Below are 25,205 nucleotides of genomic sequence, written 5' to 3'. Positions count from 1 at the left end.
GAGCCGGACCGCAGTGCGCCAGACCGGGCTGCGCTAGACGGCCTTGCGCCAGACAGCGGTGTGCCGGACCGCGGCAACCTAGGCCGCGGCCTGCGGCGACCAGCGCGTCGAGCGGCATCCGTCCGCTCGAACCGTGTCTGCCTCCCCGCGCCGCGTCTCACTCCTCGTCGAGGTAGCGCGTGTACCGGCGCGGGTCGTCCAGGAACCGCCGCCAGTGCGCGACCATCTCAAGGTCGTCCCAGGTCGAGTCTCGTATGCCCCACTCGCCGAGTTCGACGAGTCGGGCGCCCTCGGCGCTCGCGAGGATGGGGGAGTGGGTGGCCATGACCGTCTGCAGTCCGGCCCGTTCACGCTGCCGGATGAGCTGGAGCAGCGTGAGCGAGGACGTGAATGACAACGCGCTCTCGGGCTCATCGAGGATCCACAGACCGAAGTCGAGGAATCTGCCCGTGAGCGTGTCGACGAACATCTCGCCGTGCGACCGCTGGGAGAGTTCGAAGCCGCGCAGCGCGCCGATCTCCATGAGGTGCGCCATGCTCTCGTGCATCGTCTCGGCGCGGAGGAAGAAGCCCTGCCGATTCGTCGTCGCGCCCTTGATGATCTGCAGGTGCTCCGTGAGCACAGGTGCCTCCTCGGCGTGCTCGCGCACCTCCCACGCCGAGCCGCCGCCGTGGGGAAGATCGAGCGCGGTGGCGATCGCCTCGATGATCGTCGACTTCCCCGCACCGTTCTCGCCGACGAAGATCGTCGTCGCCTCGAACTCGAACCCCGCGAGCAGATCGCCGACCGCCGGGATGTCGGCCAGCCAGTCGGGCAGCTGCGGTGGGGAGTGCGCGTGCGCGGCGACCGACCGCAGCGGAAGGGAGACTCGGGGATCCATGGCACCGAGGGTAGCGCGGACACCTGACACGACCGCCTCGGCGAGGATCAGCCGAGCGCGAGCCGCACGGCGAGGATGACGAGGACGACGGCGATGATGACGTCGAGGACCTGCCACACCCGCGGGCGCGCAAGCCACCCCGACAGCGCCCGGGCACCGAGGCCGATGCCGAGGAACCACGTGAGCGATCCGACCATCGCCCCGAGCGCGAACGGCAGCACACCGCCGGGACCCTGCTGGTTGGCGAGGTTGCCGAGCATGACGACGGTGTCGAGGTAGACGCCGGGATTGAGGAACGTCAGGGCGAGCGTCGTCGCGATGATCGAGCGCAGGCCGCGCTGCTCGGTATCGGCCCGCAGCCCTGTCGCCTCGCGGGCCGATCGCAGGCTCGTCCACGCGAACCACAGGAGGTAGGCCACCCCGAGCCAGCGGAGGATCTCGAGCGCCCACGGTGCCAGGAGGACGATCGCGCCGATCCCCACCGACCCCGCCCCGATGAGGAGGATGTCGGCGAGGATGCAGATCGTCAGGACGACGCCGAGGTGCTCGCGGCGGATCCCCTGCCGCAGCACGAGTGCGTTCTGCGGCCCGACGGCGATGATGAGTGACCAGCCTGCGAGGAGACCGCTGAGTGCGTGAGTGACCATAGCGCCAGAGTAGGATGATCGGCGAGTGAAGAAAAAACAAAAGAATCTACATCTGATGCAGAATAGCTTCATGAACCTCGAGCACGTCAGAGCCCTCGCCGCCGCCGTCGACGAAGGCACCGTCGAAGGCGGCGCGTATGTCCTCGGCATCACCGCCTCGGCGGCGAGTCAGCGCATCCGCGCCCTCGAATCCCGGCTCGGCCAGGTCCTCCTCCGACGGTCCAACCCCGTCACCGTCACCGAGGCGGGCGCCGCGGTCCTCCGCTATGCCCGGCAGGTCGAGCTCCTCGAATCCGAGGCGATGGACCGCCTCCACGGCATCGCCGTCGACGCTCCTGACGGCATCGGCACCGGTGAGGCCGGGGCGCGGCGGGAACCGACCGTGCTGCGCATCGGGGTCAACGCCGACTCGCTCGCCACGTGGTTCCGACCGATCTTCGCCGAGGCGGCCACCTGGGACGATGCCGTCCTTCGGCTCGTCGTCGCCGACCAGGACAAACTCCTGCCGCTGCTGACGTCGGGGGAGGTGCTCGGGACGATCACCTCGGCGGCGTCGAGTCCGTACGGCACCCGCGTCGAACGGCTCGGCACCATGCGCTATCTCGCCGTGGCGGCCCCCGGCCTGCTCGCACGGCACGGATGGACGGGTGCGAGTCCCGCGTCGAAGAAGGGCGCGAGCCCCGCGTCGGAGCAGAGCGAAGAGCCGTCCTCGGCACGAAAAGATGGCGGTTCCTTCGCCGAAGTGGACCTCGCGACCCTGCCGATGGTCAACTTCGGCAAGGACGACGACCTTCAGCTCGACTTCCTCCGCCGGCACGGAGTGACGACGATGCCGCCGATGTCGGTGGTGCCGAGCTCGGCGGAGTTCGCCGTCGCCGTGGCCGCCGGCGTGGGCTGGGGGATGATCCCGGTCATGCAGCTGAGCGAGATCGACGCCGAACTCGTGCCGATCACTGCCGCCCCGGAGGTCGACGTTCCGCTCTACTGGCAGCACTGGAAGCTCGCGTCGGATCGGCTCTCCCGCCTCACCTCGGCGCTCACCCGCGCCGCCGAACAGATGCGCTGACGCCAGCGCCTCAGGCGAGGATCCGGTCGATGAGCCACTTGATGTTCGCGTGCATCTCGTCGACGGTCATCCGGTCCGGGGAGATGATCGAGTGGAGGCCCATGCCGTCGATCGCGGTGAAGAGGATCGTCGCAGCGCGTGCCACCTCGGCGGGATCGAGGTGTCCTTCGTCGGCGAGGACTCCGAGCCAGCGGTGGAGGCAGTCGTACGTGATCTCGTGGGCGTACTCGAGCAGCGCCTGCGAGCCTTCGCGCGGATTCGGTCCGAGTGCGTTGAAGTGCATCGCCAGCCACAGGTCGAGCTGGGCATCGCGGTGCTCGTGGGTCGTGAGGAACTGCGAGAGCACCTCATAGAGGCGCTCGCGGGGCGGGATGCTCGCGTCCTCGATCCGGAAATCGCTGATCTGCATCTGCATCGACCGGCGGGCGACTTCGAGGTAGAGATCGGCCTGGGTCGGGAAGTAGTGGCGCAGCGTCGACGCGCCGATCCCCGCCTCCTTCGCGACGGCGCGCACACTCAGTGATGTCCTGCGCTGTTCGCCGGACTCCGCGAGGCGGATCGCGGCCTCGATGATCTCATCGCGTCGGGACATCACCCCTCCTCTCTTCTCGCATCACTCTACTCAGCATGTATAGTACAGTGTACTAGTACGCTGTACTAGAAACGTTAGCAACCCTCGAGATCGGAGCACGCCATGATCGAGAACCTGCAGAACTTCGCCGATTCGTTCCCCGACTGGCTGCAATGGCTGGGGGTCATGCTCGTCTCCGCGATCCCGTTCGTCGAGTCGTACTTCGGCTCGGTCATCGGCGTCGCCATCGGACTCGGCCCGGTCGTCGCGATCCTCGTCGCCGTCATCGGCAACGTCATCTCGATGCTCGCGTTCGTCTACGGCGCGGGCGCGATCCGCGACAGGGCGACGAAGAACAGGGAGAAGGCCACCTCGCCGAGGCGGCAGCGGCTCAAGCGCATGTTCGACAAGTTCGGCGTCCCCGGCGTCTCCCTGCTCGGCCAGACCGTCCTGCCCTCGCAGATCACGTCGATGGCGATGGTGAGCTTCGGCGCCAACCGCAACGTCGTCGCGTTCTGGCAGATCATCTCGATCATCCTCTGGGGCGTCCTCTTCGGCGTGCTCGCGACCCTCGGCGTCAACGCCGCACTGCGGTGATGCCCGCCGAGGCGGACCTTCACTGAGCTTGTAGCATCGGTGCTACAATTTGCTGATGAATGCAGAGGGAGTGCAGGCTGAAAGCCTTTCGCAGCGTGAGCTGCGCAATGAGTCCGGGAGGGTCCTTCGCGCGGTCAGTGAAGGGCATTCGTTCGTGCTGACCAATCGGGGTGTGCCGGTTGGGCGCATCGTTCCGTTGGACGCTCCTGCTCCTCGGCTGACGATCGCTCGACCGGCTAAAAGAGTGGGTGGCTGGACTGCGCGTGATCGCCGGCCGTCGAGCGACAACCGCGTCATGACGGAGATCATTGACGAGCTCCGTGAGGAGCGCCTGTGAGCGACCCGTCGATCGTTTACGTTGACACCTCTGCACTCGGGGCTCTTCTTGTGGCTCAGCCGGAGTCGGACGCTCTGGTCGGCTGGCTGAATGGAACCTCAGCAGAACTCGTGTCGAGCGACCTGCTCGAAACCGAACTGCGTCGAATGGCCGTGCGAGAGGAGCGCGAGCAGGCAGAAGTCTCTGTGCTCCTCGATGGAGTCTCCATCGCCGCTCTCGATCGGGCGGTGTTTCGCTCGGCCGGACTTCTGCCCATGCCGTATCTGCGGACCCTCGATGCGCTGCACCTGGAGGCCGCGCTCCGATTGGATGTCGATGCCCTTCTGACCTATGACAAGCGCCTTGAGGAGGCGGCACGGTCGGTGGGCCTCGAGGTCATTTCGCCCCGCTGACGGGATGATTCCGCGACGCCCTCAGGTCGGCAGAACGGTCATACCCACCTGACCATTTCGCCGACCCAGTGCGGAAGGACGAGCGGTGTCTGCTGAGTTCTGGATTCCGCTCCGGGCGGGCCGTGTCAGTGCCGGCACCTAGACTGACCCCATGACGGAAACCACGCAGCTCACCGACTTCGACGCCCGCGCGCAGTCCGTCCTCGCGGAGCTGACGAACAACCCCGACGCCCAGTTCCGCGACGGTCAGCTCGAAGCGATCAGCGACCTCGTCGAGGGTCGCAAACGCGTCCTCGTCGTCCAGCGCACCGGGTGGGGCAAGTCCGCGGTCTACTTCGTCGCCACCCGGCTGCTGCGCGCCCAGGGCAATGGGCCGAGCCTCATCATCTCCCCGCTGCTCGCCCTCATGCGCGACCAGATCGCCGCGGCCGGACGAGCCGGGGTCCGGGCGGCGACCCTCAACTCCTCGAACGTCACCGAATGGGACGGCGTCCTCGCCGATCTGCGCGCCGGGAGCGTCGACGTCCTCCTCGTCTCCCCGGAGCGGCTGAACAACCCGCAGTTCCGCGACGAGGTGCTCCCTCAGCTCCTCCAGATCCTCGGGCTCATCGTCGTCGACGAGGCCCACTGCATCTCCGACTGGGGGCATGACTTCCGCCCCGACTACCGCCGGATCGGCCACATCCTCTCCGACCTCACGACCGACACCCCGGTGCTCGCGACGACGGCGACGGCGAACTCGCGCGTCGTCACCGACGTCGCCGAACAGCTCGGTGACGACACCACCGTCGTGCGCGGCGAACTCGCCCGCGATTCGCTGCGCCTCGGCGTCCAACCCGGCCTCGACCCCAGTGCGCGGATCGCGTGGCTGAGCTCCCACCTCGGCGACTTCACGCGATCGGGCATCATCTACACGCTCACGGTCAGCGCCGCCGAGGACATCACCCGTATCCTCCGCGACCAGGGGCATGAGGTGCGCGCGTACACCGGCCGCACCGACGCCGAGGAGCGCGCCGACCTCGAGCAGCAGCTCAAGGACAACAGGCTCAAGGCGCTGGTGGCGACCTCGGCGCTGGGGATGGGATTCGACAAGCCGGACCTCGGCTTCGTCGTCCACGTCGGGGCGCCGTCCTCGGCCGTCGCCTACTACCAGCAGGTCGGTCGCGCCGGTCGTGCGACGGACTCCGCCGACGTCCTCCTCCTTCCGGGGTCCGAGGACGCCGAGATCTGGGAGTACTTCGCGACCGCGTCGATGCCGAGTCACGCCGATGCCGATGCCGTCCTCACCGCGCTCGCCGAGGCGGACGGCCCCCTGTCCGTGGCCCGCTTGGAGACGCTCGTCGGGACGAAGCGCACCCGCCTGCAGCTGCTGCTCAAGACCCTCGAAGTCGAGGAGGCCGTGGAGAAGGTCCGGGGCGGGTACGTCTCGACCGGTCGCGGGTGGACGTATGACCGGGAGCGCTACGAGAAGGTCGCCGAGGTGCGCGCCGCCGAAGCCCAGGCGATGCTCGACTACGAGGCGACGGGGGAGTGCCGGATGGAATTCCTCATCCGGCAGCTCGACGATCCCGACCCGCAGCGCTGCGGACGCTGCGACAACTGCGCGGGTGTGTGGTGGTCGACGGAGATCTCCGCGGAGACGCAGCGCGAGACCGCGGGAACCCTCCACCGGATCGGCCTGCCGATCGAACCGCGCAGCACGTGGCCCTCGGGGATGGCGAACATCGGCGTCTCCCTCAAGGGCAGGATCCCCGCCGAGGAGCTCGCCGCCGAAGGACGTGTCATCGCCCGACTCTCCGACCTCGGTCAGGGGCAGGTCCTGCGGGAGTTCCTCGCCCCCGATGCGCCCGACGCCGAGGTCCCCGCGCAGATCGGCAGATGGTGCCTCGACGTGCTCGGGCAGTGGGATTGGGAGGACCGGCCCGAGGTCGTCGTGTCGCTGCCGAGCGCCCGCCGGCCCAAGACGATCCGCTCGCTTGCGGCGAACCTCGCCTCAGCAGGACGCCTCATCGACGGCGGTGAGCTGCTCCAAGTCCACGAGCACGGGACGCCCGACGTCAACAGCGCCTTCCGCGTCAAGGGCCTCCACGATGCGTTCGTCGTTCCTCCGGAGGTCGCCGAGGCGGTTGCCGGAAAGTCCGTCCTCCTCGTCGACGATGAGATCGTCTCCCGGTGGACGATGGCGATCGCCGCCCGCGCGCTGCGGCAGGCCGGAGCGACGGCGGTGCTCCCGTTCGCGCTCGCGCTGCGGGCGTGAACGGGAGCAGCCGACTCAGAGTTCCTGGTGCAGCTGGAACGTCGCTCCCTCGGGGTCGGCGACCGTGGCAACGCGGCCGAACTCCGAATCCATGGGACCGTCGAGCACGGAGCCGCCGAGTTCGACGACCTTCGCCGCGGCGGCGTCGGCATCGGCGACGTTGAAATAGGTGCGCCAGTACGAGTTCGGGGTCCACTGGCTCGCATCGCAGATGCCGGCGACCGCCGTCTCGTTGGCCCCGTAGGTCGCGTACTTGATCTCCTGGCCCTCGACCTCGACGAGTTGGAAGTCGAAGGCGTCGACGTAGAACTCGCACGCAGTGTCGTAGTTCGTCGTCATCAGCTCGAACCACACCGGGGTGCCCGGGACGAGCGGCAGGTCGAACCCGGTGAACTGGTCTGACTGCCACATGCCGATCGGGGCGCCGGTGGGATCGACGACGACGGCCATCGAGCCCAGCGGGCCGACCGCCATCGGACCGACGACGGGAGCGGCGCCGTCTTTGGTGGCTTTCGCAAACGTGCCGTCGATGTCACTGGTGTAGAGGTACGTCGACCACGCGGTCGGCATCGTCGGATCCGGGTTCCCGTCCATCGTCATCGCCCGCATGAACCCGCCGACGGGCGCACCGTCCTTGTAGGCCTGGTGATAGTGGCCGAAATCGGGTCCCTGATCGACGATCTCCCACCCGAAGACCTCGGAGTAGAAGTTCTTCATGGCATCGAAGTCCTGGCAGACGTAGTCGATCCAGACGGGCTGTCCTTGACGGGGATTATCAGGCATGGCAACTCCTCTTCGTGATGCTTCCTGGCGAGTGTGCAGACGGGGGTCGTCTGTTGGAATGATCGTAGCTGGTGGGAGAGGTCTGCGGGCACGATCCGGGGAAGCGGTCGCGACCCGGTGTCGTCAGCGCCAGGCGCGGGTCACCTCGGCGAACTGCGGACGCAGGGTCGCCTGGAGGAGGGGACCGAAGGACACGCGCTTGACGCCGATCTCGGTGAGCTGCACGAGGCCGAGCCCATCGGGGATCGCGCCCTCGAGGGGACGCGCGGTGACGTTGAGCGGCAGCGGCACCTCGGACACGACCCGCTTGAGGGTGTCCGTGTCGGGCATGGCCACGGGGTAGACGGAGTCGGCGCCCGCCTCGGCGCAGAGATTGAGACGACGGATCACCTCGGCGGTCGGGTCGGGGAAGCCCTCAGGCGATTTGAAGACGTCGGTGCGGGCGTTGATGACGACGTGGACGCGCTGGGCGTCGGCGGCGCGGCGCAGGTCGCCGATGTACTCGGCATGCTCCTCGGCAGTGCGCAGCCGGCCGGCGCTGTGGACGGTGTCCTCGATGTTGAGGCCCACGGCACCGGCTTCGAGGAGACCGGCGATGAGGTCGGGCGCATCGGTGTCGTAGCCGGATTCGAGGTCGGCGCTGACGGGCACGTCGACGGATGAGGTGATCCGCGCGATGCCGTCGAGGGCCTCCTCGAGGGGCATGTTCTCCCCATCGGCGTAGCCGAGGGAGTCGGCGAGCGGGTGCGACCCGATCGTCAGAGCGGTGAACCCGGCCTCGACCATCGCACCCGCCGACCAGGCATCCCAGACGGTCGGCAGAACGACGGGTTTGGCCTGGTGGTGGGCGTCGAGGAGGGCGGAAGCGCGTTCGGCGAGCACAGTGAAGTCAGTCATGGTGCCCACTGTTCCATCACATCGGCCTGCCGCGCCAGTGTTCACCCGAAGGTCTCAGAAACCGCCGCGGCGGCGCTCCCGCGCACGAGCGCTGATTCGGGCGGGCGCGGGAGTGACTGCAGCGCGCGACCTCAGAGGCGCGGGGTCCGCGGGGGTGCGTCGCGGCGGTCGCCGGTGGCCTCGAAGGCGGCGGCGAGCTCGATGAGCGCCGAGTCGTCCCAGCCGCGTCCGGCGATCGTCAGGCCCACGGGGATCCCGGTGTCGGCCATCGTGCCCATCGGCACCGTCACCGAGGGGATCCCGAGGTGGCGGGGCACGAGGTTGCCGTTGGCGACCCACGTGCCGTTGCGCCAGCCGAGGTCGGCCGAGGCCTCGTTGACGTCCATGTCGGCGGGGCGACGTCGGCCATCGCCGGGAAGATCACGGCGTCGAGGTCGTTCTCGTCCATCCACGCCTCGAGATCGATGCGGCGTGTGAGCTCGAGGCCGTGCACGCCCTCTTCGAGGAGCGGGATGTCGGTCATCGCGGCATACGGGTGCGTCCGCACGTGCTCCGGGTATTCGGCGATGTCGTCGTCGAAGCCCGTGTAGCGGTCGGGCAGGGCACCGGCCGGATGCGGGAAGATGTCGGCACCGTCGACCTCGGACAGCGTGCCGAGGTGCGGATCGCCGTTGCCGCGGAGGAAGTCGTCCCACGCCCACGCGGAGAGGTCGACGATCTCCCGGTCGAGGTACTCGGGGGAGACGAAGCCGCGGGTCCGGATCGTCGGCGCACCGGGACGGTCGCCTTCGTAGTTGCTCACGACGGGGAAGTCGGTCTCGACGACCTCGGCCCCGGCGGCCTCGAGGTCGCGGCGGGCGGCCTCCCACAGGTCGATGACCGAGGCCCGGGTCTCGACGCGCTGACCGGTGGGGCCGCCGATCCCGCCGTCGGGGTTGGTGCCGGCCTCGTCATCGGCGTTGATGTACATCCGCGGCACGCCGAGGCGCTTGCCCGCGAGCACGTCCTGCGCGGCGGCGCGGTCGGCCGGCAGCAGGGCGGCGTACGAGCCGGGCCTGACCTCGGAGGCGGCGGGGATCTCGACCCACGGCTGGACGCGCCAGAAGTCGCCGCGGGTCTCGGTGTCGTCGGCGACGATGACGTCGAGGACTTCGGCGAGGTCGGCCATCGACCGGGTGTGGGGGACGACGACGTCCATCGTCGGCACGAGCGGCCAGTTCCCGCGCACGGAGATGACACCGCGCGAGGGGGTGTAGGCGATGAGCGCGTTGTGGGAGGCCGGGGCCCGGCCCGATGACCAGGTCTCCTCGCCGAGGCCGAACGCCGCGAAGCTCGCCGTCGTCGCCGTTCCCGAGCCGTTCGACGACCCCGAGGCGAACGCGCTGGTCAGCCACTCCTCGTTGTAGGGGCTCTCGGCGCGGCCGTAGAGCCCGCGCTGCATGCCGCCGTTGGCCATCGGCGGCATGTTCGTCAGGCCCAGGCAGATCGCCCCGCCCGCCCGCAGGCGCTCGATCGTGAAGGCGTCCTTCTGGGCGATGAGATCGGCGAAGGCCGGAGATCCCGAGGCGACGGTGAGCCCGGCGACCATGTAGCTGTCCTTCGCCGTGTAGGGAATCCCGTCGAGCGGACCGAGCGTCTCCCCCCGGGCGCGGCGCTCGTCGGCGGCGACCGCCTCGGCGCGGGCCTCGGGGTTGGCGACGATGACGGAGTTGAGCTTGGTCTCGGTGTCCGGTCCGTCGAACGCGGCGATGCGCTCGAGGTAGGCATCGACCAGGTCCGCCGAGGTGGTCTCCCCGGACTGGAGCGCCGCGCGCAGAGTCGCAATGGAGGCCTCGACCGCGTCGAACTTCGTCATTCTCGCTGCTCCTTCGGTGGGTCAGTGCTGGGGGTGCCCCACCAGTATCGCCCAGACGCGCCGAGGCGGGGCTTCGATTTCCGTCGGAGACGGCGCTGCAGTGACAAGATCGATTGCCGACTGACGGGGTCGCCGGGTGGTCGCGCACCGTAGGATCGGTGCATGGCAGTGAGCGCGATCATCCTCAGCGGCGGCCGGTCGAGTCGGTTCGGCGGCGTCCACAAACCGGGCGTCGACCTCGGCGGACGGACCGTGATCTCCCGCATCCTGGCAGCAGTGCGCGCGCTCGACACCGACGCCGAGGTGTGGGTGGCCGGTCCGACCGAGGGACTGAGCGACGCCGAGGCGGAGTCGGTGAACGCCGTGCGCGAGGATCCGGAATTCGCAGGACCGCTCGCCGGAATCGCCGCAGCCGCGCAGCAGATGGGTGCGAGCGAGGGCACCACCCTCATCATCGCCGGAGACATGCCGTTGGTCACGGCGGCCCACCTCGGCGAGATCGTCTCCCTCAGTGAGGCCTCGGGCGGTCCGGTGACCGGCACCGACGACCGCGGGAAGGCGCAGTTCCTCTGCGCGGCGTGGCCGCACTCCCTGCTGCGGCAGCGCCTCGCGCGGATCGGCGACCCCGAGGACAAGGCCGTCCGGCTGCTCTTCGACGACGGCGAACCGCGCGTCATCGACGTCGACCCCGAGGTCGTCGTCGACTTCGACACGGCAGACGAACTCGCTCGGATACGCAGTCAGATCGACCGCGGCTGAGTTGGGGACGGCTGAACGGCCGACGGTGCGCGTTCGGTGCAGCGGCCCGAGCGTCGCCTAGGTGTGTGCCGTCGGCCTCCCCGCGACCCGGACGCCGGCGACCGGATCCGGAGTCACGATACTTGGTCCACGTATTCGCACCCGACTTGGCTCTTATGCCGAGTCCAAGAGGCATCCACGCTGGGCATATGAGCTTGGAATTCTGGGTGACGTCAGTGATCGTCACCGCAACACCGGGAACCGGAGCCCTCTTCACCATCGCCGCAGCGCTCTCCCGTGGATCGCGCGCAGGAGTCATCGCCGCCCTCGGATGCGCGCTCGGCATCGTGCCGCACCTCGTGCTCGCGCTCACCGGTGCCGCGGCCGTGCTCGCGGCGAGCCCGGTGGCCTTTCAAGCCCTCAAATGGCTCGGCGTCGCCTACCTCGTCTACATCGCGGTGGGGATGTGGCGCGGCTCCGGGGTGCTCGCTTCTCCATCCGACAGCGACACGGCCGCACCCGGCAGCGGCGCAACCGCACTAGGCTCCGGCCCCGTGGGACCGGTCCGCGCCCCGGCCTCACCGTCGCCGGGGCGGGTGATCCGCAGCGCCATCCTCGTCAATCTTCTCAACCCGAAGCTCACGCTCTTCTTCTTCGTATTCCTGCCCATCTTCGTCGATCCCACGCCCCCTGATGCTCTGGGAGCCATGGCGGGTCTCGGGCTCATCTTCATGGCGCTGACGTTCGGGATCTTCGCCTTCTACGGCTTCGTCGCGGCATGGCTGCGTCGCTTCGTCATCGGGCGTCCCGCCGTGATGCGGGCCCTTGACGTCGGATTCGCCCTGACCTTCGTCGGGCTCGCCGTCATGCTCGCGCTCACTCAGCGATGAGACGACCCAGGGTTCTGATCGACTCGCCGAGGCGGGCAGGCGAATGCGGACCGTAGCCGATGATCAGGCCGGGCGGTCCCGCGGCGACGCGCAGGCCCGACATCGCCTGGACCGCGATCCCCTCCTGCCGAGCGTGAGCGGCCACCGCCGCATCGTCGATGCCCTCGGGCAGGGTGACGACGAGGTGCAGTCCCGCGGCGATGCCCTCGATCGGACATCCGGGCAAGTGCTCCTCGATCGCAGCGACTGCGGCGTCCCGGCGCTCCCGGTGCCGGCGGCGCAGGCTGCGGAGCTGACGCTCGAGGACACCGGAGGAGATGAGGTTGGCGAGGACGAGCTGGGGGAGCACCGGCGAGCCGAGGTCGGTCGCCCAGCGCCGGCGGACGAGGTCCTCGTGCAGGTGGGTCGGCGCGACCATCCAGCCGAGCCGGAGAGCGGGAGCGATGACCTTGGACAGACTGGAGACGTGGACGATGCGCTCGGCCGCTGCAGGGTGCAGCGCGCGCACCGGCGACCGGTCGTACCGATACTCGGAGTCGTAGTCGTCTTCGACGATCAGCCCGTCCGACTCCTCCGCCCAGGCGATGAGTTCCCGCCGCCGCCTCGGCGACAGGACGACCCCGGTGGGGAACTGGTGGGCGGGAGTGACGAGCACCGCCCGCGCACCGGACCGGGCGAGGGCGTCGACGTCGATGCCCTCGCCGTCGACGCGGATCGGGTGGAGGCGGTCGAGCCAGTAGTCGAGGATTCGGCGGTTGCCGTCGGCGCCGGGGTCCTCAAGGGCGCATTCGGTGAGCCCGCGGTCCCTGAGCACCTGGCAGAGCAAGCTGATCGCCCCGGTGACCCCGGAGGTGACGATGATGCGCTCGGCGCCCACGGTCATGCCGCGGCTGCGGGCCAGCCACGCGGCGAGTGCCTCCCGCAGGGCGGGCACGCCCTGCGGATCCGCGTAGCCGAGGTCGTCGCTCGAGGCGGTGGCGAGCACTTCGCGTTCGGCCCGCAACCACGCCGCACGCGGGAACGCGCTGAGGTCGGGTGCGCCTTTGGAGATGTCGACGACTGCGGGCCGGGTCTCGTCGACCGCACGCCTCCGGCCCCTCTCGTCGACACGGGAACTCGGGGCGGCCGGAGGCGGACCCGGCCGACTGGCGACGACGGTGCCGGCGCCGCGGTTCGTCTCGAGGAGACCCTCCTCGGTCAGCCGTCGATAGGATTCGACGACGGTTCCCCGCGAGAACCCGAGTTCGGCAGCGAGCTCACGGGTGGCCGGCAGACGGGTCCCCGGCCGCAGAGTCGCCTCGGCGATCGCCTCCCGGAGCCGGTCCGTGAGCCATCCCGTCCGCCCGCGCTCCGGCGCCGAGGTGGGATCGAGGCTGAGGAAATCCGAACCGCCCATGACCGCATCATCGCAGACAGGTCCGGTGGGCGGCGATGGGATGGGCGTTTCCGCAGGTCGAAGACGGGGGATAACACCCCTGTGGCGTGATCGGCGCGACCCTATGCTCGAATCATGAGCATCCCCCGTGAGACTGCTGAACGCTGCGTCGAATATCCCCCGATGGGTGGAGGCGATTGGCAACTTTCGGGTGACGCGCACGTCCCCTCCCGAATGAAAGACTGATTGACGGCGAGCCGGGCCACCGCCCGCCGCCGCGCACTTCCCGCCTGACGCTCGGCGCTGCCGCGCGCCCGAAAACCGTTACGACCCGGAGGAACCCGTGTCCCAGCTGACCAGGATGAGCCTGAAGAATCGCCTCATCATCGGACTGCTCACCCTCGTCATCGCCGTCTTCGGCGTCGTCGCGACGACCTCGCTCAACCAGGAGACGATGCCCTCCATCGACCTGCCCGGCACCACGGTGCAGGCCACGGTCCCCGGCGCCTCTCCCGAGGTCGTCGAAGAGACCGTGACGAAGCCGCTGGAGACGGCGCTCGACGCCGTCGGCGACCTCGACTCCGTGCAGACGACGTCGTCGTCGGGAATGATGACCGCCTCGGTGACCTGGCCCTTCGGCAAGGACTCCGAGAAGATGACGGATTCCGTCCGCTCCGCCGTCGATGCCGCGAAGTCGAACCTCCCCGACGACGCCGAGGTCGAGGTCCTGTCCCAGCAGATCGACGATTTCCCCGTCGTGATGTTCGCCGTCTCCGGCGGTGGGGACGCGCAGACCCTGGGGGATCGCCTCGAGACGGACCTCGTCCCCGAGCTGCAGGCCGTCGACGGCGTCGCGGGCGTCGAGGTCACCGGCCAGGCCGAGCAGCGGGTCGACATCACCTTCCGCCCGGACGACGTCAACGACAAGGGCGTCGTCACCGCCTCGGTGCCCGATGAGCTCACCGGCGCGAGCACCGTCGTGCCCGCCGGTCAGAGCGGGCAGGGCGACCGATCGCTCGCCGTCGAGGTCGGCACCCAGATGGACGCCGTCGACCAGATCGGCAACACCCCCATCCGCACGGCCGACGGCACAGTGCTGCTGAAGGACGTCGCCGATGTCACCCTCGACTCGGTCGAGAAGACCTCGCTCTCCCGCGCCGGCGGCAAGGATGCCGTCACCGTCGCCGTGACGAAGGGGCAGGACGACAACGTCGTCGAGGTCTCGAACCGGGTCGGCGAGGTCCTTGAGACCGTCGGGCCGAAGCTCGGCTCCGACGTCGAATTCACGACGATCTTCGACCAGGCCCCCGAGATCGAGAAGTCGATCAAGGACCTCTCCGTCGAGGGCGGCCTCGGCCTCCTCTTCGCGATCCTCGTCATCCTCGCGTTCCTCGGATCGTTCCGGTCGACGATCGTCGCCGCGATCTCCATCCCGATGTCGCTGCTCATCGCGATGATCGGGCTCATGGTCGGCGACTACACGCTCAACATCCTCACCCTCGGCGCCCTGACGATCGCCGTCGGCCGCGTCGTCGACGACTCGATCGTCGTCATCGAGAACATCCGGCGGCGCCAGGGCACGTCCGATCTGACGATCGCGGACATCGTCGCCTCCGTCAAACAGGTCGCCGGGGCCATCACCGCCTCGACCCTGACGACGGTCGCCGTGTTCCTGCCCATCGCCTTCGTCGACGGGATCGCCGGCCAGCTCTTCCGCCCGTTCTCCGTCACCGTCACCCTCGCGCTGCTCGCCTCCCTGCTCGTGGCCCTGACGATCGTGCCCGTCTTCAGCTACTGGGTGCTGCGCCGCAGCCCCAAACCGCTCTCGCCGAAGCGCCAGGCCGCCGCCGACGAGCGCTTCGAGGCGTGGGCGCAGCGCCAGGACGAGAAGTCGCTCAAGCGCGCCGAGCGCCGGCAGGCGAAGATCGACAAGCGGAACGAGAAGCGCGCCGCCAAGGGCCGGGAGCCGCTGCCGGCCGCCGCACCGGTGGCCACGGTCCGCCCCGTCCCCGGCGACGGGGAGGCCTCCGACCGGATCGACCGACTCCAGCAGCGCGGTCTGCCGGCGATCCTCGCCGCTCTCCGCCACCCGGGTCGGACGATCGCCTTCTCCGTCGTCATCTTCCTCGTCACGATGGTCCTCGCCTCCTTCCTCAAGACCGACCTGCTCGGCTCGGCCGGACAGAACTCCCTCGCCGTCACCCAGACCCTGCCCGCCGGCGCCTCCCTCGAGGCCAGCGACACCGCTGCGAAGCAGGTCGAGGACGTCCTCGCCGGAGACGGCGACGTCGAGGCGTACTCGACGACGATCAACGGGCCCGAGACCGGCGCCGAGAACACCTTCAACATCACGCTCGCCGAGGACTCCGACGCGCAGGCGGCGACCGACCGGATCCGCAGCCAGCTCGAGGGCCTCGGCGAGGACGCCGGGGACATCAACGTCCAGAGCGCCGGCGGCGGGGCGAACGAGGACGTCGAGATCAAGCTCTCCGGCTCCGACCTCGGTGCCCTCGGCGAGGCCGCGGACGCCGTGACCAAGCGGATGGCCGAGACGCCGGGTGTGTCGAACGCCCGCAACGACCTCGCCGCCGATCAGCCGATCATCTCAGTCGATGTCGACCGGGAGAAGGCGGCGGACTTCGGCTTCAGCCAGGCCGAGGTCGGGCAGGCCGTGTCCGCAGCACTCCAGGGAGCGCAGGCCGGAACGCTCACCCTCGAGGGCAAGGAGCGCGACATCGTCATCGCGCCCACGCATCCCGATGCCTCACCGGATGAGATCCGCGCCCTCGAGCTGCCCGTCACCGAGGTGCAGACGAAGAACGCCCAGGAGGATGCGACCGACCGCGTCAAGGAGGAGACCGACCGGCGGGCCGATGAGGCCCAGCGCAAGGCCGAGGACGATTCGGCCGAGCAGCTCGAGTCCGCCCGCGAAGCCCGCGACAACGCCGCCGACGCCCTCGAAGAGGCCCGGCAGGCGCTGCGCGACGTGCAGAATCCACCGCCGCCGCAGAGCCCGGACGAGATGCGCCAGGACCAGATCGACCAGGCGCAGAAGGGCGTCGATCAGGCGGAGCAGGGTCTGCGCGATGCCAACCAGGCGATCGACGACATCATCGACGGCCAGGCCGAGGCCCGCGAGTCCCAGGCCGCCGACGAGCGCCTCGCCGACGAACAGGAGGCGATCCCCGACATCAAGGGCGATCCCATCACCGTCGACGACATCGCCGAGGTGACGGAGACGACGACGCCGGCGACGATCGCCCGCGAGGACGGCGACCGCCAGGTCACGGTGTTCGCCACGCCCGCCGAAGGTCAGCTCAACGCCGTCACCGCCGCAGCCGGGCAGGTGTCGACGACGATGGACCTGCCCGCCGGAGTGAGCTTCGACGTCGGCGGTGCCAGCCAGGAGCAGGCGGAGTCGTTCAGTCAGCTCGGCTTCGCGATGCTCGTGGCGATCGCGCTCGTCTTCCTCGTCATGATCGCGACGTTCCGCAGCTTCATCCAGCCGCTCATCCTCCTCGTGTCGATCCCGTTCGCCGCGACCGGTGCCGTGCTCCTCCTGCTGCTCACGGGCACGCCGCTGGGCATCCCGTCGCTCATCGGTCTGCTCATGCTCATCGGCATCGTCGTGACCAATGCGATCGTGCTCATCGACCTCATCAACAAGCTCCGCGAGCACGGCATGGGGCTCGAGGATGCGATCGTCCACGGCACCCGTCTGCGCCTGCGCCCGATCCTCATGACGGCGGCGGCCACGGTGTTCGCGCTCGTGCCGATGTCGCTTGGGCTGACCGGCGGGGGAGTGTTCATCTCCCAGCCGCTGGCGATCGTCGTCATCGGAGGGCTGACGTCGTCGACGGTCCTCACGCTCATCCTCGTCCCCGCCCTCTATCTCCTCGTCGAGAGGCGCAAGGAGCGCCGGGCGGCGCGCAGGGCGGAGAAGGACGAGGCGAAGCGCGCTGCCGATCGGCAGAGGATCGAGGAGGAGACCGCCGAGGTGACCGGTCGTCACGCGGCCGAGTGACCTCCCGTGCGCGGCTCCGGTGCTCAGGTGCCGGAGCCGCCGCGGGGGTCAGCGAGGGCCGGCAGAGCGGCAGCCGCGGTGAGGATGTGCTCCTCGGTCAGCCGCGCCGCACGCTCGGCGTCGTGGGCGACGATCGCCGCCATGATCGCGTGGTGCTGCTCCTGGAGAGAGTCCATGAGCGCGGCCGGGTCATCGACCGCCTGGAAGGCCGCGAGGATCGGTCGCCGCAGCGAGCTGCGGATCGCTCCGGTGAGGTCGGAGAAGAGCTGATTGCCGGTGGCCTGGGCGATCGCGACGTGGAAGGCGGTGTCGGCGTCGTTGAACACCTCGAGGCTGACTCCCGGGGTGTCCATGATCGCCAGCGGTGCGTTCATCCGGGCCAGCGCATCGTCGTCGGCGGCCGCGAGGCGAGTGCGGCGCTCGAGCGCTCGAGCTGGATCCGGGTCTCGATGACCTCGTCGACGCTGAAGTTCGTCAGCGCGACGTGGAGGCGGAGGAACCGGGTGAGAGCCTCCCTCGGCAGCGAGGCGATGAACGTGCCCGCCCCGCGCCCGGACCCTCCGCTCGAGCGCACCACCCCGAGGCTCTCGAGCACGCGCAGGGCCTCGCGGACGCTCGCCCGGCTCACCCCGAGCTGGGAGGCGAGCTCGCGTTCGGCCGGAAGCGGGTCCCCGACGGAGAGGGACCCGGCCATGATCTGCTCTTCGATCGCATCGATGACGAGCTCATGCGTGCTCGGGCGCACGACCGGCGTCCACGCCGGGCCGGCCCGCCGCGCTGTCCGGCGTCGGCTCGGGCGCTGGCTCAGGCGTCCGGTCGGAAGCTGGTCCGGCCGCGTGGTCGTCGGACGCACGGCGCACATCGTTCATGCTCTCGTTCGTTTCGCTCACTCCTCGTCCCTTCCCTTCATCAGCCACCACCTCGGCGCCGGGACGCTCTTGACGCGTTCCCGACCACGGTCCTATGCTCAGATTAATGGTCTGACCTCATAAATGTCATACGCATTCGACGACGCGAAGGAGCCCACCCATGAAGCGGCAGATCCCCAAGCCCGCGGAGATCTTCGAACTGATGAAGTTCAAGAAGTTCGAACTCGACGGTCGGAAGCGTCGGCTCGATGCGGCGCTGACGATCGAGGATCTGCGGAAGATCGCGAAACGGCGCACCCCTGCCGCTGCGTTCGACTACACCGACGGGGCCGCCGAGGGCGAGATCTCGATGCAGCGCTCGATGCAGGCCTTCGAGGACATCGAGTTCCATCCCGCGATCCTCAACGACGTCTCCCACGTCGACACGACGACCCAGATCCTCGGCGGCAGCTCGGCGATGCCGTTCGGGATCGCTCCCACCGGATTCACGCGGCTCATGCAGACCGAGGGGGAGATCGCGGGAGCCTCGGCCGCCGGCGCCGCGGGCATCCCGTTCACGCTCTCGACGCTCGGCACGATCTCGATCGAGAACGTCAGGGCCGCCAACCCTTACGGCCGCAACTGGTTCCAGCTCTACGTCATGCGCGAGCGCGAGATCTCCTACGGCCTCGTCGAGCGCGCCGCCGCGGCCGGATTCGACACCCTCTTCTTCACCGTCGACACCCCCGTCGGCGGCGCTCGTCTGCGCGACAGCCGCAACGGGTTCTCGATCCCGCCGCAGCTGACCCCGCAGGTGGTCCTCAACGCGATTCCCCGTCCCTGGTGGTGGTGGGACTTCCTGACGACGGAGAAGCTCGAATTCGCGTCCCTGTCGGAGACCGGGGGCACCGTCGGCGAGCTCATCAACTCCGCGATGGACCCGACGATCGACTTCGACGACCTCGCCACGATCCGTGAGATGTGGCCGGGCCGGTTCGCAGTCAAGGGCGTCCAGACGCTCGCCGATGCGAAGAAGCTCGCCGACCTCGGCGTCGACGCGATTGTCCTGTCCAACCACGGGGGGCGGCAGCTCGACCGCGCACCGGTGCCCTTCGAACTCCTCCCCGAGGTCGTGCGCGAGGTCGGCGAGGACATCGAGATCATGCTCGACACGGGCATCCGCAACGGCGCCGACATCGTCGCCTCGCTCGCCCTCGGAGCGGACTTCACGCTCATCGGCCGCGCGTACCTCTACGGGCTCATGGCCGGTGGCCGGCAGGGCGTCGACCGCACGATCGCGATCCTCCGCGAGCAGATCGAGCGGACGATGAAGCTCCTCCAGGTCTCGACGATCGCCGAGCTCGAACCGCGCCACGTCACGCAGCTCAAGCGCTTCAGCCGTGACGACCGGCATGCCATCGACGAGGTCGAGCGCTACCTCGGCTGACCGCGGGGTCGCGACCGGCCGCAGCGAGGTGGATCCAGCTCGAATTTCGCGGAATCATCGAGCTGGATCCACCGCGGGAGCGCTCAGTGTCATCCGGAACTACCGCTCTGTCGCGGCTCAGCCCGTCTGGTAGAGGTGCTCCGGTCGGCCGGTGCTGCCGTACTGCAGGGTGACGGTGACCGCCCGGGATTCGGCGAGCTTCGCGAGATGCCGCTGCGCGGTCGCGCGGGACGCGCCGACCGCCTCGGCGATCTCCATGGCCGTCATCGGCCGCTTCGTCGCCTCGAGGGCATCGAGGATCCGCCCCGTCGTCGACGACTTCGTGCCCGGTGACGACGTCGACCCCGGCGCCGAGGTGTCGTGGAGGCTGCGGAGCAGCCGGTCGAGGTCGGACTGAGCGACCTTCTCCCGCTCCCAGAACCGCTGGTAGCGGGCGTAGCGGCGGAGGAAGCCGTGGAGATGATCGGCGGCGAACGGCTTGACGATGTAGGTCAGGGCACCCGCCCGCAGGGCGCGCGGACGATCTGCGGGTCGGCGACGGCGGAGAGCACGGCCGCGTCGACGTCGGTCTCGCGGATGAGGTCGACGCCGGTGCCCTCGGGCAGGACGTAGTCGACGAGGAGCAGGCCGACCTCCTCCTCGGCGAGGACCTTGCGGGCCGTGCGCAGATCCTGGACCGGATCGAGCGCGCGGAAGCCCGCGACGTCGTTGACGTACTGGCAGTGGATCTTCCCCACGTAGAAGTCGTCGTCGAGCACGAGAACATTGACCATCAGCTCACTCCTTGCACATCGTCTGCGTCGCCGACGAGGACGTCGGGCAGGATGACGCCGAAGCTCGCGCCGCCCATCACCGGGTCGTGGCCGTCGACGAGCCACACCCGCCCTCCATGTCGTTTCGCCACCCGGCGGCACAGCGCCAGGCCGAGGCCGTGCCCGTGCGCGGCCTCGACGCCGTCACCGCCGGCGGCCTGCTGGGATTCGCGGTCACCGCTGACGCCCTCGTCGAAGATGCGCTCGGCGTCGGCTGCGTCTATGCCGATCCCGGTGTCGGTGACGAGACCGTGCAGCTCCCCGTCGGCGCTGAGCAGCTGGACCTCGACGACCTGGTCGCCGTTGCCGGACGGCAGCTTCGCCGTCGCCGGGTCCCTGCCCTCGAAGGGTCCCCGCGCCGAGGCGGTTCCCGGCTCCGTCGTGTCGTCGGCTGGGTCGGCGGTTGGGGCGGCGGCTCCGCTGGCTGGGTCGGCGTCGGCCGCGGCGTCGCGCACCGGGTCGGCGGACCGGCTGCGCACGACCGCGCGCACCGCATTGTCGATGAGGTTGCCGAGGACGAGGGTGACGTCCTCGGGGTCGGTGACCTGCCCGACGACGAGGGAGTCAGGGGCCACGCGCACACTCACCCCCGCCTCGGCGGCGGTGGTGCCCTTCGCCTCGAGCACGGCGCGCAGGTACGGGTCGGTGATCGTCTCGATCCCCTCGACCGGGGTGGTCAGGGGGCCGGTGCCGAGGATCGACTCGAGGTAGCTGCGGGCCTCGTCGGTGGCGCCGGTGTCGACGAGGCCGAGGACGGTGTGGAGCCGGTTGGCGAACTCGTGGCGCTGGGCGCGCAGCGCCTCGGCCATCGCGGTGACCGATTCGAGCTGCCGGGCCATCGTCAGCATCGTCGTCTCATCGCGGAGGGTGACGACACCGCCGACCTCGACGCCGTCGCGGCGCACGCGCACGGCGGTGGCCAGCAGGATCTTGTCCCCGACGCTGACCCGCCGGCGCAGCGCTCCGCGTTCGGGGGCCTCGGCCATCATCGTCCGGATCGCCTGGGGGACGTCGTCGATCGTGCGGCGGCGCTCGTCGTCGATGGCGGCGTCGCCGGCGAGGAGGTCACGGGCCGCGACATTGCTCAGGGTGAGCTCATTGTCGGAGTCGAAGCCGAGCACACCGTCATCGAGGCCGCGCAGGACCGCGCCCTGGTCGCGGGCCATCTCGGCGAGCTCCTCGGGTCCGACGCCGAGGGTCTCCCGGCGCAGGCGGCGTCCGAGGGCGAAGGAGGCGAAGATGCCGATGCCCAGCGCCAGCACGGTGACCGAGCCGAGGGCGATGAACTCCCGGCGCAGGTCGGCGTTGAGGACGGAAGTGTGGATGCCCACCGACACCTCGCCGACGACGGTGCCGTCCTCGGTGCTCGAGTAGATCGGGACCTTCGCCCGCACCGTGCTGCCGAGCGTGCCCGCCTCCTGCGTGACCTCTTCGCGTCCGGCCAGCGCCTCCTTGGGCGAGGTCGAGACGCGCTGGCCGATGAGATCCTGGTTGGGGTGGGTCAGGCGCAGGCCGTGGTCGTCGGTGATGACGACGAATTCGATGCCCGACCGGGTGCGGACGTCGCGGGCGATCGCGCCGAGCGGGTCCGTGATCTCCGCCGACGCCGGTTCCTCCGTCGCCGAGGCGCGGGTCGCGCCCTCCCGGACTGCCGTCGCCGAGGCCAGCGTGCGGGCGGTGGCGAGTGCCTCGGTCTCGCTGACATCGGTCACCGCTTGGGCGGCCATCCAGGAGAACACACCGGTGACCAGCGCGAGGGTCGCGATGATGACCGCGAGCTGGCTGAGCAGGACACGGCGCGAGAAGGCTCGGGAGGAGCGTGGCACTCCTCCACAGTAGCCAGTGCTGAGCAGAATGCGCAAAAGGGACAGAACGGGCAGAACGCGATCAGTGCACTTAAACGCGCGCGGTCCGGCCGGTCGGCCCTAGCGTGTATCGCGCCTCACAAAATCCACAGGCGGTTCACAAACGTCTTCGAAGGAGAAGTCCGTGCTCGTCATCCTCGGCTTCGCCATATCATCGTCTTCATGACGCTGATCATGACCAAACGCCTCTCGCCGATCCTGGCGCTCATCATCGTCCCGACCATCTTCGGTCTCTTCGCCGGCGCCGGTCTGGGAATCGGCGAGATGGTCATGGAAGCGATCGCATCGATGTCGTCGACGGCGGCGCTGCTGCTGTTCGCCATCATCTACTTCGGCATCATGATCGATGTCGGGCTCTTCGACAAGCTCGTCGAGTTCATCCTCAAGATCGCCGGCAATGACCCGGTCAAGGTCGTCCTCGGCACGGCGCTGCTCACCGGTGCCGTCTCCCTCGACGGTGACGGGTCGACGACGTTCATCGTCGTCACCGCCGCGATGCTGCCGATCTACCAGCGGCTCGAGATGTCGCCGGTCGTCCTCACCTGTGTGGCCGGTCTCATCAACGGCACGCTCAACATCGTGCCGTGGGGCGGACCGACGGCGCGTGCCGCCTCGGCGCTGCAGATCGACGCCAACGAGATCTTCACCCCGATGGTGCCCTCGCTCCTCGTGGGTCTTCTCGTCTGCTTCGTCTTCGCCTACTTCCTCGGACTCTCCGAGCGTCGCCGCCTCGCGAAGAACGGCGTCACCTGGGTGACCGGACTCGGCACCGGTCGTCCCGCGTCGCGGAAGTCCGAGCTCGTCGGCGCCGCGGCCCGCGCCGCCGCGGGCTCCGGTTCGGCCGGCACCGGTTCGGCCGGCACCGGCTCGGGAAGCGCCGGGACGACCGGCGCGAGCACCTCGGTCGGCGGACCCGACGACGGTGCCGATGCGACCGATGCGGCCGCCTCGGCGAAGGGGAACTCCTCCCTCGCCAACACCGCACTCGATCCCAACCGTGCGACCCTGCGCCCGCATCTCTTCTGGTTCAATCTCGCGCTCACGGTGGCCGTCATGGTCACCCTCGTCCTCGACATCCTGCCGCTGCCGTACCTGTTCATGATCGCCATGGTCATCGCGCTCATGGTCAACTTCCCGAAGATCAAGGACCAGCAGGAGGAGCTCGCCTCGCACGCCTCGGCGATCATCGCCGTCGTCGCGATGGTCATGGCCGCCGGTGTGCTCACCGGAATCATGAGCGGCACCGGCATGGTCGATGCGATGGCCGCGTGGCTCGTCGACGTCATCCCGGAGGCGATGGGACCGTACATGGCCGTCATCACCGGTCTCCTGTCGATCCCGGCGACGTTCTTCATGAGCAATGACGCGTTCTACTTCGGCATCCTGCCCGTCCTCACCGAGACCGCGGCGCACTACGGGATCTCGGCCGCGGACATGGCTCGTGCCTCGATCACCGGTCAGCCGGTGCACATGCAGTCGCCGCTCGTGCCCGCGATCCTCCTGCTCGTCTCGCTCGCCGGCGTCGACCTCGGCGACCATCATAAGAAGGTGCTGTGGAGGGCGCTCGTCGTCTCGCTCGTCATGCTCGCCGTCGGCGTGCTCATCGGCGTCATCGCGATCGGATAGGGGACCGCTGCTCATGACCGACTTCTACTCGACTCCGACCGGGCACCGGCCCGTGCCGTCGCTGCGCATCGCCGGCTCGGCAGACATCGACGACATCGCCAGGACCGTCGTCGTCGCCTACCGCAACGATGCCCCCGCGGCCGTGCTCACGCAGGCGATCGCCGCGGCGCGACGGGAGGAGGCGGCCCTGCGGATCGTCGTCTTCTCCACCGACAGTCCCGCCGGTCCGATGGACAACGATCCCGCGGAGACGGAGGAGCTGGCCGGGATCCTCGCCGAGGCGGCCGTGCCCTTCGAGATCCAGCGCGCGGACTCCGACGTCGCCTCCCAGATCCTCGACCTCGCCGAGGAGTGGGCGGCCGAGCTCATCGTCCTCTCCACCCGGCGGCGGTCGACGATGATGAAGCTGCTGCTCGGGTCGAGCATCCAGCGCGTCATCCTCGAGGCCGACTGCCCGGTGCTCGTCGTCAAGTAGGGATGTCGCTGGCCGGTGGGCTGAGGACGGGTCGGTCGGGTCGGTCGGGACGGCCGGTTTGGCTGCGCGGGGTCAGAACTCTCTGGCCGGCTGTCGGACCCGGTTCACTGACCCGTCTCGGTTCTCTGTCCCGCTCCACTCCATCGCGCTCGTCAGCGAGAGGCCGCTCGGCCCACGCGGGCGGGCGCGATGTGCTTCTGCGCCACATCCGAGGTGATTCTGCGCCACCTCGATGGCGATTTCGGAGCCGATTTCGCCATGGACCTTCCGCAGATCACGCCCCCCGGCCCAGTGCTGGCGGGCCCGAATGCGCCGCAGCCGCCTCAGGCGTATAGGCGAGGTTCGGATCATGGAAGATTCCCGCCACGATGCCCGGCAGTCCTTGCCAGCGCCGCAGGGCCCTGACACACATCGAATCGAACTGATCGGGTCCGGTGATCTGGGACCTGCCGACTCGGTCGATGGCATAGGTTGCAGAGGCCACTGGCTTTCTCGGTGCCTTGGCCGTAACCAGTACAGAGTCGCGGTTTTCTTCATTTGGAATATTGAAAACCATGACGTCGCGGCAGAGCCAAGTCATGGCGTCACCGATTCCACCGGCGCCCGATGAGGTTATGCTCCGGCCTGGCGAACACGGCAAATACCCAACAGGACCATGCCTCTTCTTATGGCCGGGAGCACATCTTGGCAAGGGCCATCAACCTGTCAAGCCCCGGGTTTCGTAGAGGCTCTTTTTCTTGGTTTCCTAAGCAGCCACGGGTTCTGCCGCGGACTGGTTGACCCATTCAGAATGGACCTCGATCGGCGGACGGTACCCGACCGC

Annotated in this window: 24 protein-coding genes and 1 pseudogene; 12 read left to right on the top strand and 13 right to left on the bottom strand. The window is 69.1% G+C overall.

Annotation, left to right across the window (positions count from 1 at the left end):
* Nucleotides 1–157 precede the first annotated feature (157 nt).
* Both AC2W7K_RS03775 and AC2W7K_RS03770 read right to left on the bottom strand, forming a co-directional pair.
* Nucleotides 158–880: an AAA family ATPase gene (locus AC2W7K_RS03775; RefSeq protein WP_198499788.1), complete on the bottom strand. Its 723-nt coding sequence runs from the start codon at nt 878–880 to the stop codon at nt 158–160.
* A 47-nt stretch (nt 881–927) separates the two neighbouring features.
* Nucleotides 928–1,527: a LysE/ArgO family amino acid transporter gene (locus AC2W7K_RS03770; RefSeq protein WP_198499787.1), complete on the bottom strand. Its 600-nt coding sequence runs from the start codon at nt 1,525–1,527 to the stop codon at nt 928–930.
* Between the two features lie 55 nt (nt 1,528–1,582).
* Between AC2W7K_RS03770 and AC2W7K_RS03765 the strand changes: the two genes are divergently transcribed.
* Nucleotides 1,583–2,593, top strand: a complete 1,011-nt coding sequence (locus AC2W7K_RS03765; RefSeq protein ID WP_486005763.1) for an ArgP/LysG family DNA-binding transcriptional regulator — start codon at nt 1,583–1,585, stop codon at nt 2,591–2,593.
* A 10-nt stretch (nt 2,594–2,603) separates the two neighbouring features.
* Here the strand turns inward: AC2W7K_RS03765 and AC2W7K_RS03760 are convergent, their stop codons facing one another.
* Entirely contained in the window at nt 2,604–3,185 is a 582-nt protein-coding gene (locus AC2W7K_RS03760) for a TetR/AcrR family transcriptional regulator (RefSeq protein ID WP_344251130.1), read from the bottom strand.
* A gap of 102 nt (nt 3,186–3,287) precedes the next feature.
* Between AC2W7K_RS03760 and AC2W7K_RS03755 the strand changes: the two genes are divergently transcribed.
* The 4 genes from AC2W7K_RS03755 (at nt 3,288) to AC2W7K_RS03740 (ending at nt 6,747) form a co-directional block, all read left to right on the top strand.
* Entirely contained in the window at nt 3,288–3,761 is a 474-nt protein-coding gene (locus AC2W7K_RS03755) for a hypothetical protein (RefSeq protein ID WP_344251131.1), read from the top strand.
* 55 nt (nt 3,762–3,816) lie between these two features.
* Nucleotides 3,817–4,098: a type II toxin-antitoxin system Phd/YefM family antitoxin gene (locus AC2W7K_RS03750; protein ID WP_198499784.1), complete on the top strand. Its 282-nt coding sequence runs from the start codon at nt 3,817–3,819 to the stop codon at nt 4,096–4,098.
* Nucleotides 4,095–4,490, top strand: a complete 396-nt coding sequence (locus tag AC2W7K_RS03745) for a type II toxin-antitoxin system VapC family toxin (RefSeq protein ID WP_344251132.1) — start codon at nt 4,095–4,097, stop codon at nt 4,488–4,490. The genes AC2W7K_RS03750 and AC2W7K_RS03745 overlap by 4 nt, the downstream gene beginning before the upstream one ends.
* A gap of 151 nt (nt 4,491–4,641) precedes the next feature.
* Nucleotides 4,642–6,747: a RecQ family ATP-dependent DNA helicase gene (locus AC2W7K_RS03740; protein WP_344251133.1), complete on the top strand. Its 2,106-nt coding sequence runs from the start codon at nt 4,642–4,644 to the stop codon at nt 6,745–6,747.
* Nucleotides 6,748–6,762: 15 nt separating this feature from the next.
* On the opposite strand, the gene AC2W7K_RS03735 is transcribed toward AC2W7K_RS03740, so the two are convergent.
* The 3 genes and pseudogenes from AC2W7K_RS03735 to AC2W7K_RS03725 all read right to left on the bottom strand — a co-directional run bounded on the left by AC2W7K_RS03735 (nt 6,763) and on the right by AC2W7K_RS03725 (nt 10,282).
* Entirely contained in the window at nt 6,763–7,530 is a 768-nt protein-coding gene (locus AC2W7K_RS03735; protein WP_486005762.1) for a VOC family protein, read from the bottom strand.
* A gap of 123 nt (nt 7,531–7,653) precedes the next feature.
* Nucleotides 7,654–8,427: an isocitrate lyase/PEP mutase family protein gene (locus AC2W7K_RS03730; RefSeq protein ID WP_486005761.1), complete on the bottom strand. Its 774-nt coding sequence runs from the start codon at nt 8,425–8,427 to the stop codon at nt 7,654–7,656.
* A 131-nt stretch (nt 8,428–8,558) separates the two neighbouring features.
* Nucleotides 8,559–10,282 (bottom strand): annotated as a pseudogene (locus tag AC2W7K_RS03725) (amidase).
* 162 nt (nt 10,283–10,444) lie between these two features.
* Here AC2W7K_RS03725 and mobA point away from each other — a divergent pair.
* Both mobA and AC2W7K_RS03715 read left to right on the top strand, forming a co-directional pair.
* The gene (gene mobA, locus AC2W7K_RS03720; protein ID WP_376872600.1) at nt 10,445–11,041 is read left to right on the top strand and encodes a molybdenum cofactor guanylyltransferase; all 597 of its coding nucleotides are present in this window, start codon (nt 10,445–10,447) and stop codon (nt 11,039–11,041) included.
* Nucleotides 11,042–11,229: 188 nt separating this feature from the next.
* Complete coding sequence (locus AC2W7K_RS03715) at nt 11,230–11,910, top strand: LysE family translocator (protein WP_376872603.1); 681 nt, start codon at nt 11,230–11,232, stop codon at nt 11,908–11,910.
* On the opposite strand, the gene pdxR is transcribed toward AC2W7K_RS03715, so the two are convergent.
* Nucleotides 11,897–13,306 (bottom strand): MocR-like pyridoxine biosynthesis transcription factor PdxR, encoded by a 1,410-nt coding sequence (gene pdxR, locus AC2W7K_RS03710; RefSeq protein WP_376872606.1) that lies wholly within the window; start codon nt 13,304–13,306, stop codon nt 11,897–11,899. The genes AC2W7K_RS03715 and pdxR overlap by 14 nt on opposite strands.
* A gap of 340 nt (nt 13,307–13,646) precedes the next feature.
* Here pdxR and AC2W7K_RS03705 point away from each other — a divergent pair, with 340 nt between their 5' ends.
* On the top strand, nt 13,647–17,309 hold the full coding sequence (locus AC2W7K_RS03705; RefSeq protein ID WP_376904039.1) for an efflux RND transporter permease subunit: 3,663 nt from the start codon (nt 13,647–13,649) through the stop codon (nt 17,307–17,309).
* Between the two features lie 23 nt (nt 17,310–17,332).
* Here AC2W7K_RS03705 and AC2W7K_RS03700 read toward each other — a convergent pair whose 3' ends face one another.
* Nucleotides 17,333–17,683, bottom strand: coding sequence for a FadR/GntR family transcriptional regulator (locus AC2W7K_RS03700; protein WP_486005760.1), 351 nt, complete (start codon nt 17,681–17,683; stop codon nt 17,333–17,335).
* Nucleotides 17,680–18,054: a FadR/GntR family transcriptional regulator gene (locus AC2W7K_RS03695; protein WP_486005759.1), complete on the bottom strand. Its 375-nt coding sequence runs from the start codon at nt 18,052–18,054 to the stop codon at nt 17,680–17,682. Before AC2W7K_RS03695 ends, AC2W7K_RS03700 begins: the two co-directional genes overlap by 4 nt.
* Before the next feature lie 284 nt (nt 18,055–18,338).
* Here AC2W7K_RS03695 and AC2W7K_RS03690 point away from each other — a divergent pair, with 284 nt between their 5' ends.
* Entirely contained in the window at nt 18,339–19,604 is a 1,266-nt protein-coding gene (locus AC2W7K_RS03690) for an alpha-hydroxy acid oxidase (protein ID WP_376871719.1), read from the top strand.
* Nucleotides 19,605–19,721: 117 nt separating this feature from the next.
* On the opposite strand, the gene AC2W7K_RS03685 is transcribed toward AC2W7K_RS03690, so the two are convergent.
* Complete coding sequence (locus AC2W7K_RS03685) at nt 19,722–19,871, bottom strand: hypothetical protein (protein WP_486005758.1); 150 nt, start codon at nt 19,869–19,871, stop codon at nt 19,722–19,724.
* On the opposite strand from AC2W7K_RS03685, the gene AC2W7K_RS03680 reads away from it, so the two are divergent.
* Nucleotides 19,861–20,001, top strand: coding sequence for a hypothetical protein (locus AC2W7K_RS03680; protein WP_486005757.1), 141 nt, complete (start codon nt 19,861–19,863; stop codon nt 19,999–20,001). The genes AC2W7K_RS03685 and AC2W7K_RS03680 overlap by 11 nt on opposite strands.
* A gap of 94 nt (nt 20,002–20,095) precedes the next feature.
* On the opposite strand, the gene AC2W7K_RS03675 is transcribed toward AC2W7K_RS03680, so the two are convergent.
* Together AC2W7K_RS03675 and AC2W7K_RS03670 are read right to left on the bottom strand one after the other, a co-directional pair.
* Nucleotides 20,096–20,377, bottom strand: a complete 282-nt coding sequence (locus AC2W7K_RS03675; RefSeq protein ID WP_486005756.1) for a response regulator — start codon at nt 20,375–20,377, stop codon at nt 20,096–20,098.
* Nucleotides 20,377–22,242, bottom strand: coding sequence for a sensor histidine kinase (locus AC2W7K_RS03670; RefSeq protein WP_376871716.1), 1,866 nt, complete (start codon nt 22,240–22,242; stop codon nt 20,377–20,379). Before AC2W7K_RS03670 ends, AC2W7K_RS03675 begins: the two co-directional genes overlap by 1 nt.
* Before the next feature lie 201 nt (nt 22,243–22,443).
* Here AC2W7K_RS03670 and AC2W7K_RS03665 point away from each other — a divergent pair, with 201 nt between their 5' ends.
* Entirely contained in the window at nt 22,444–23,907 is a 1,464-nt protein-coding gene (locus AC2W7K_RS03665) for a CitMHS family transporter (protein ID WP_486005755.1), read from the top strand.
* Nucleotides 23,908–23,920: 13 nt separating this feature from the next.
* Nucleotides 23,921–24,382: a universal stress protein gene (locus AC2W7K_RS03660; protein WP_344251146.1), complete on the top strand. Its 462-nt coding sequence runs from the start codon at nt 23,921–23,923 to the stop codon at nt 24,380–24,382.
* A gap of 274 nt (nt 24,383–24,656) precedes the next feature.
* Here AC2W7K_RS03660 and AC2W7K_RS03655 read toward each other — a convergent pair whose 3' ends face one another.
* The gene (locus AC2W7K_RS03655; protein WP_344251147.1) at nt 24,657–24,962 is read right to left on the bottom strand and encodes a hypothetical protein; all 306 of its coding nucleotides are present in this window, start codon (nt 24,960–24,962) and stop codon (nt 24,657–24,659) included.
* Nucleotides 24,963–25,205: the final 243 nt, after the last annotated feature.

Source organism: Brevibacterium sp. LAARM2_SD2, assembly GCF_057364785.1.
Note: the sequence above shows the minus strand (reverse complement) of the source record. Positions and strands in the feature narration are given on the sequence as shown.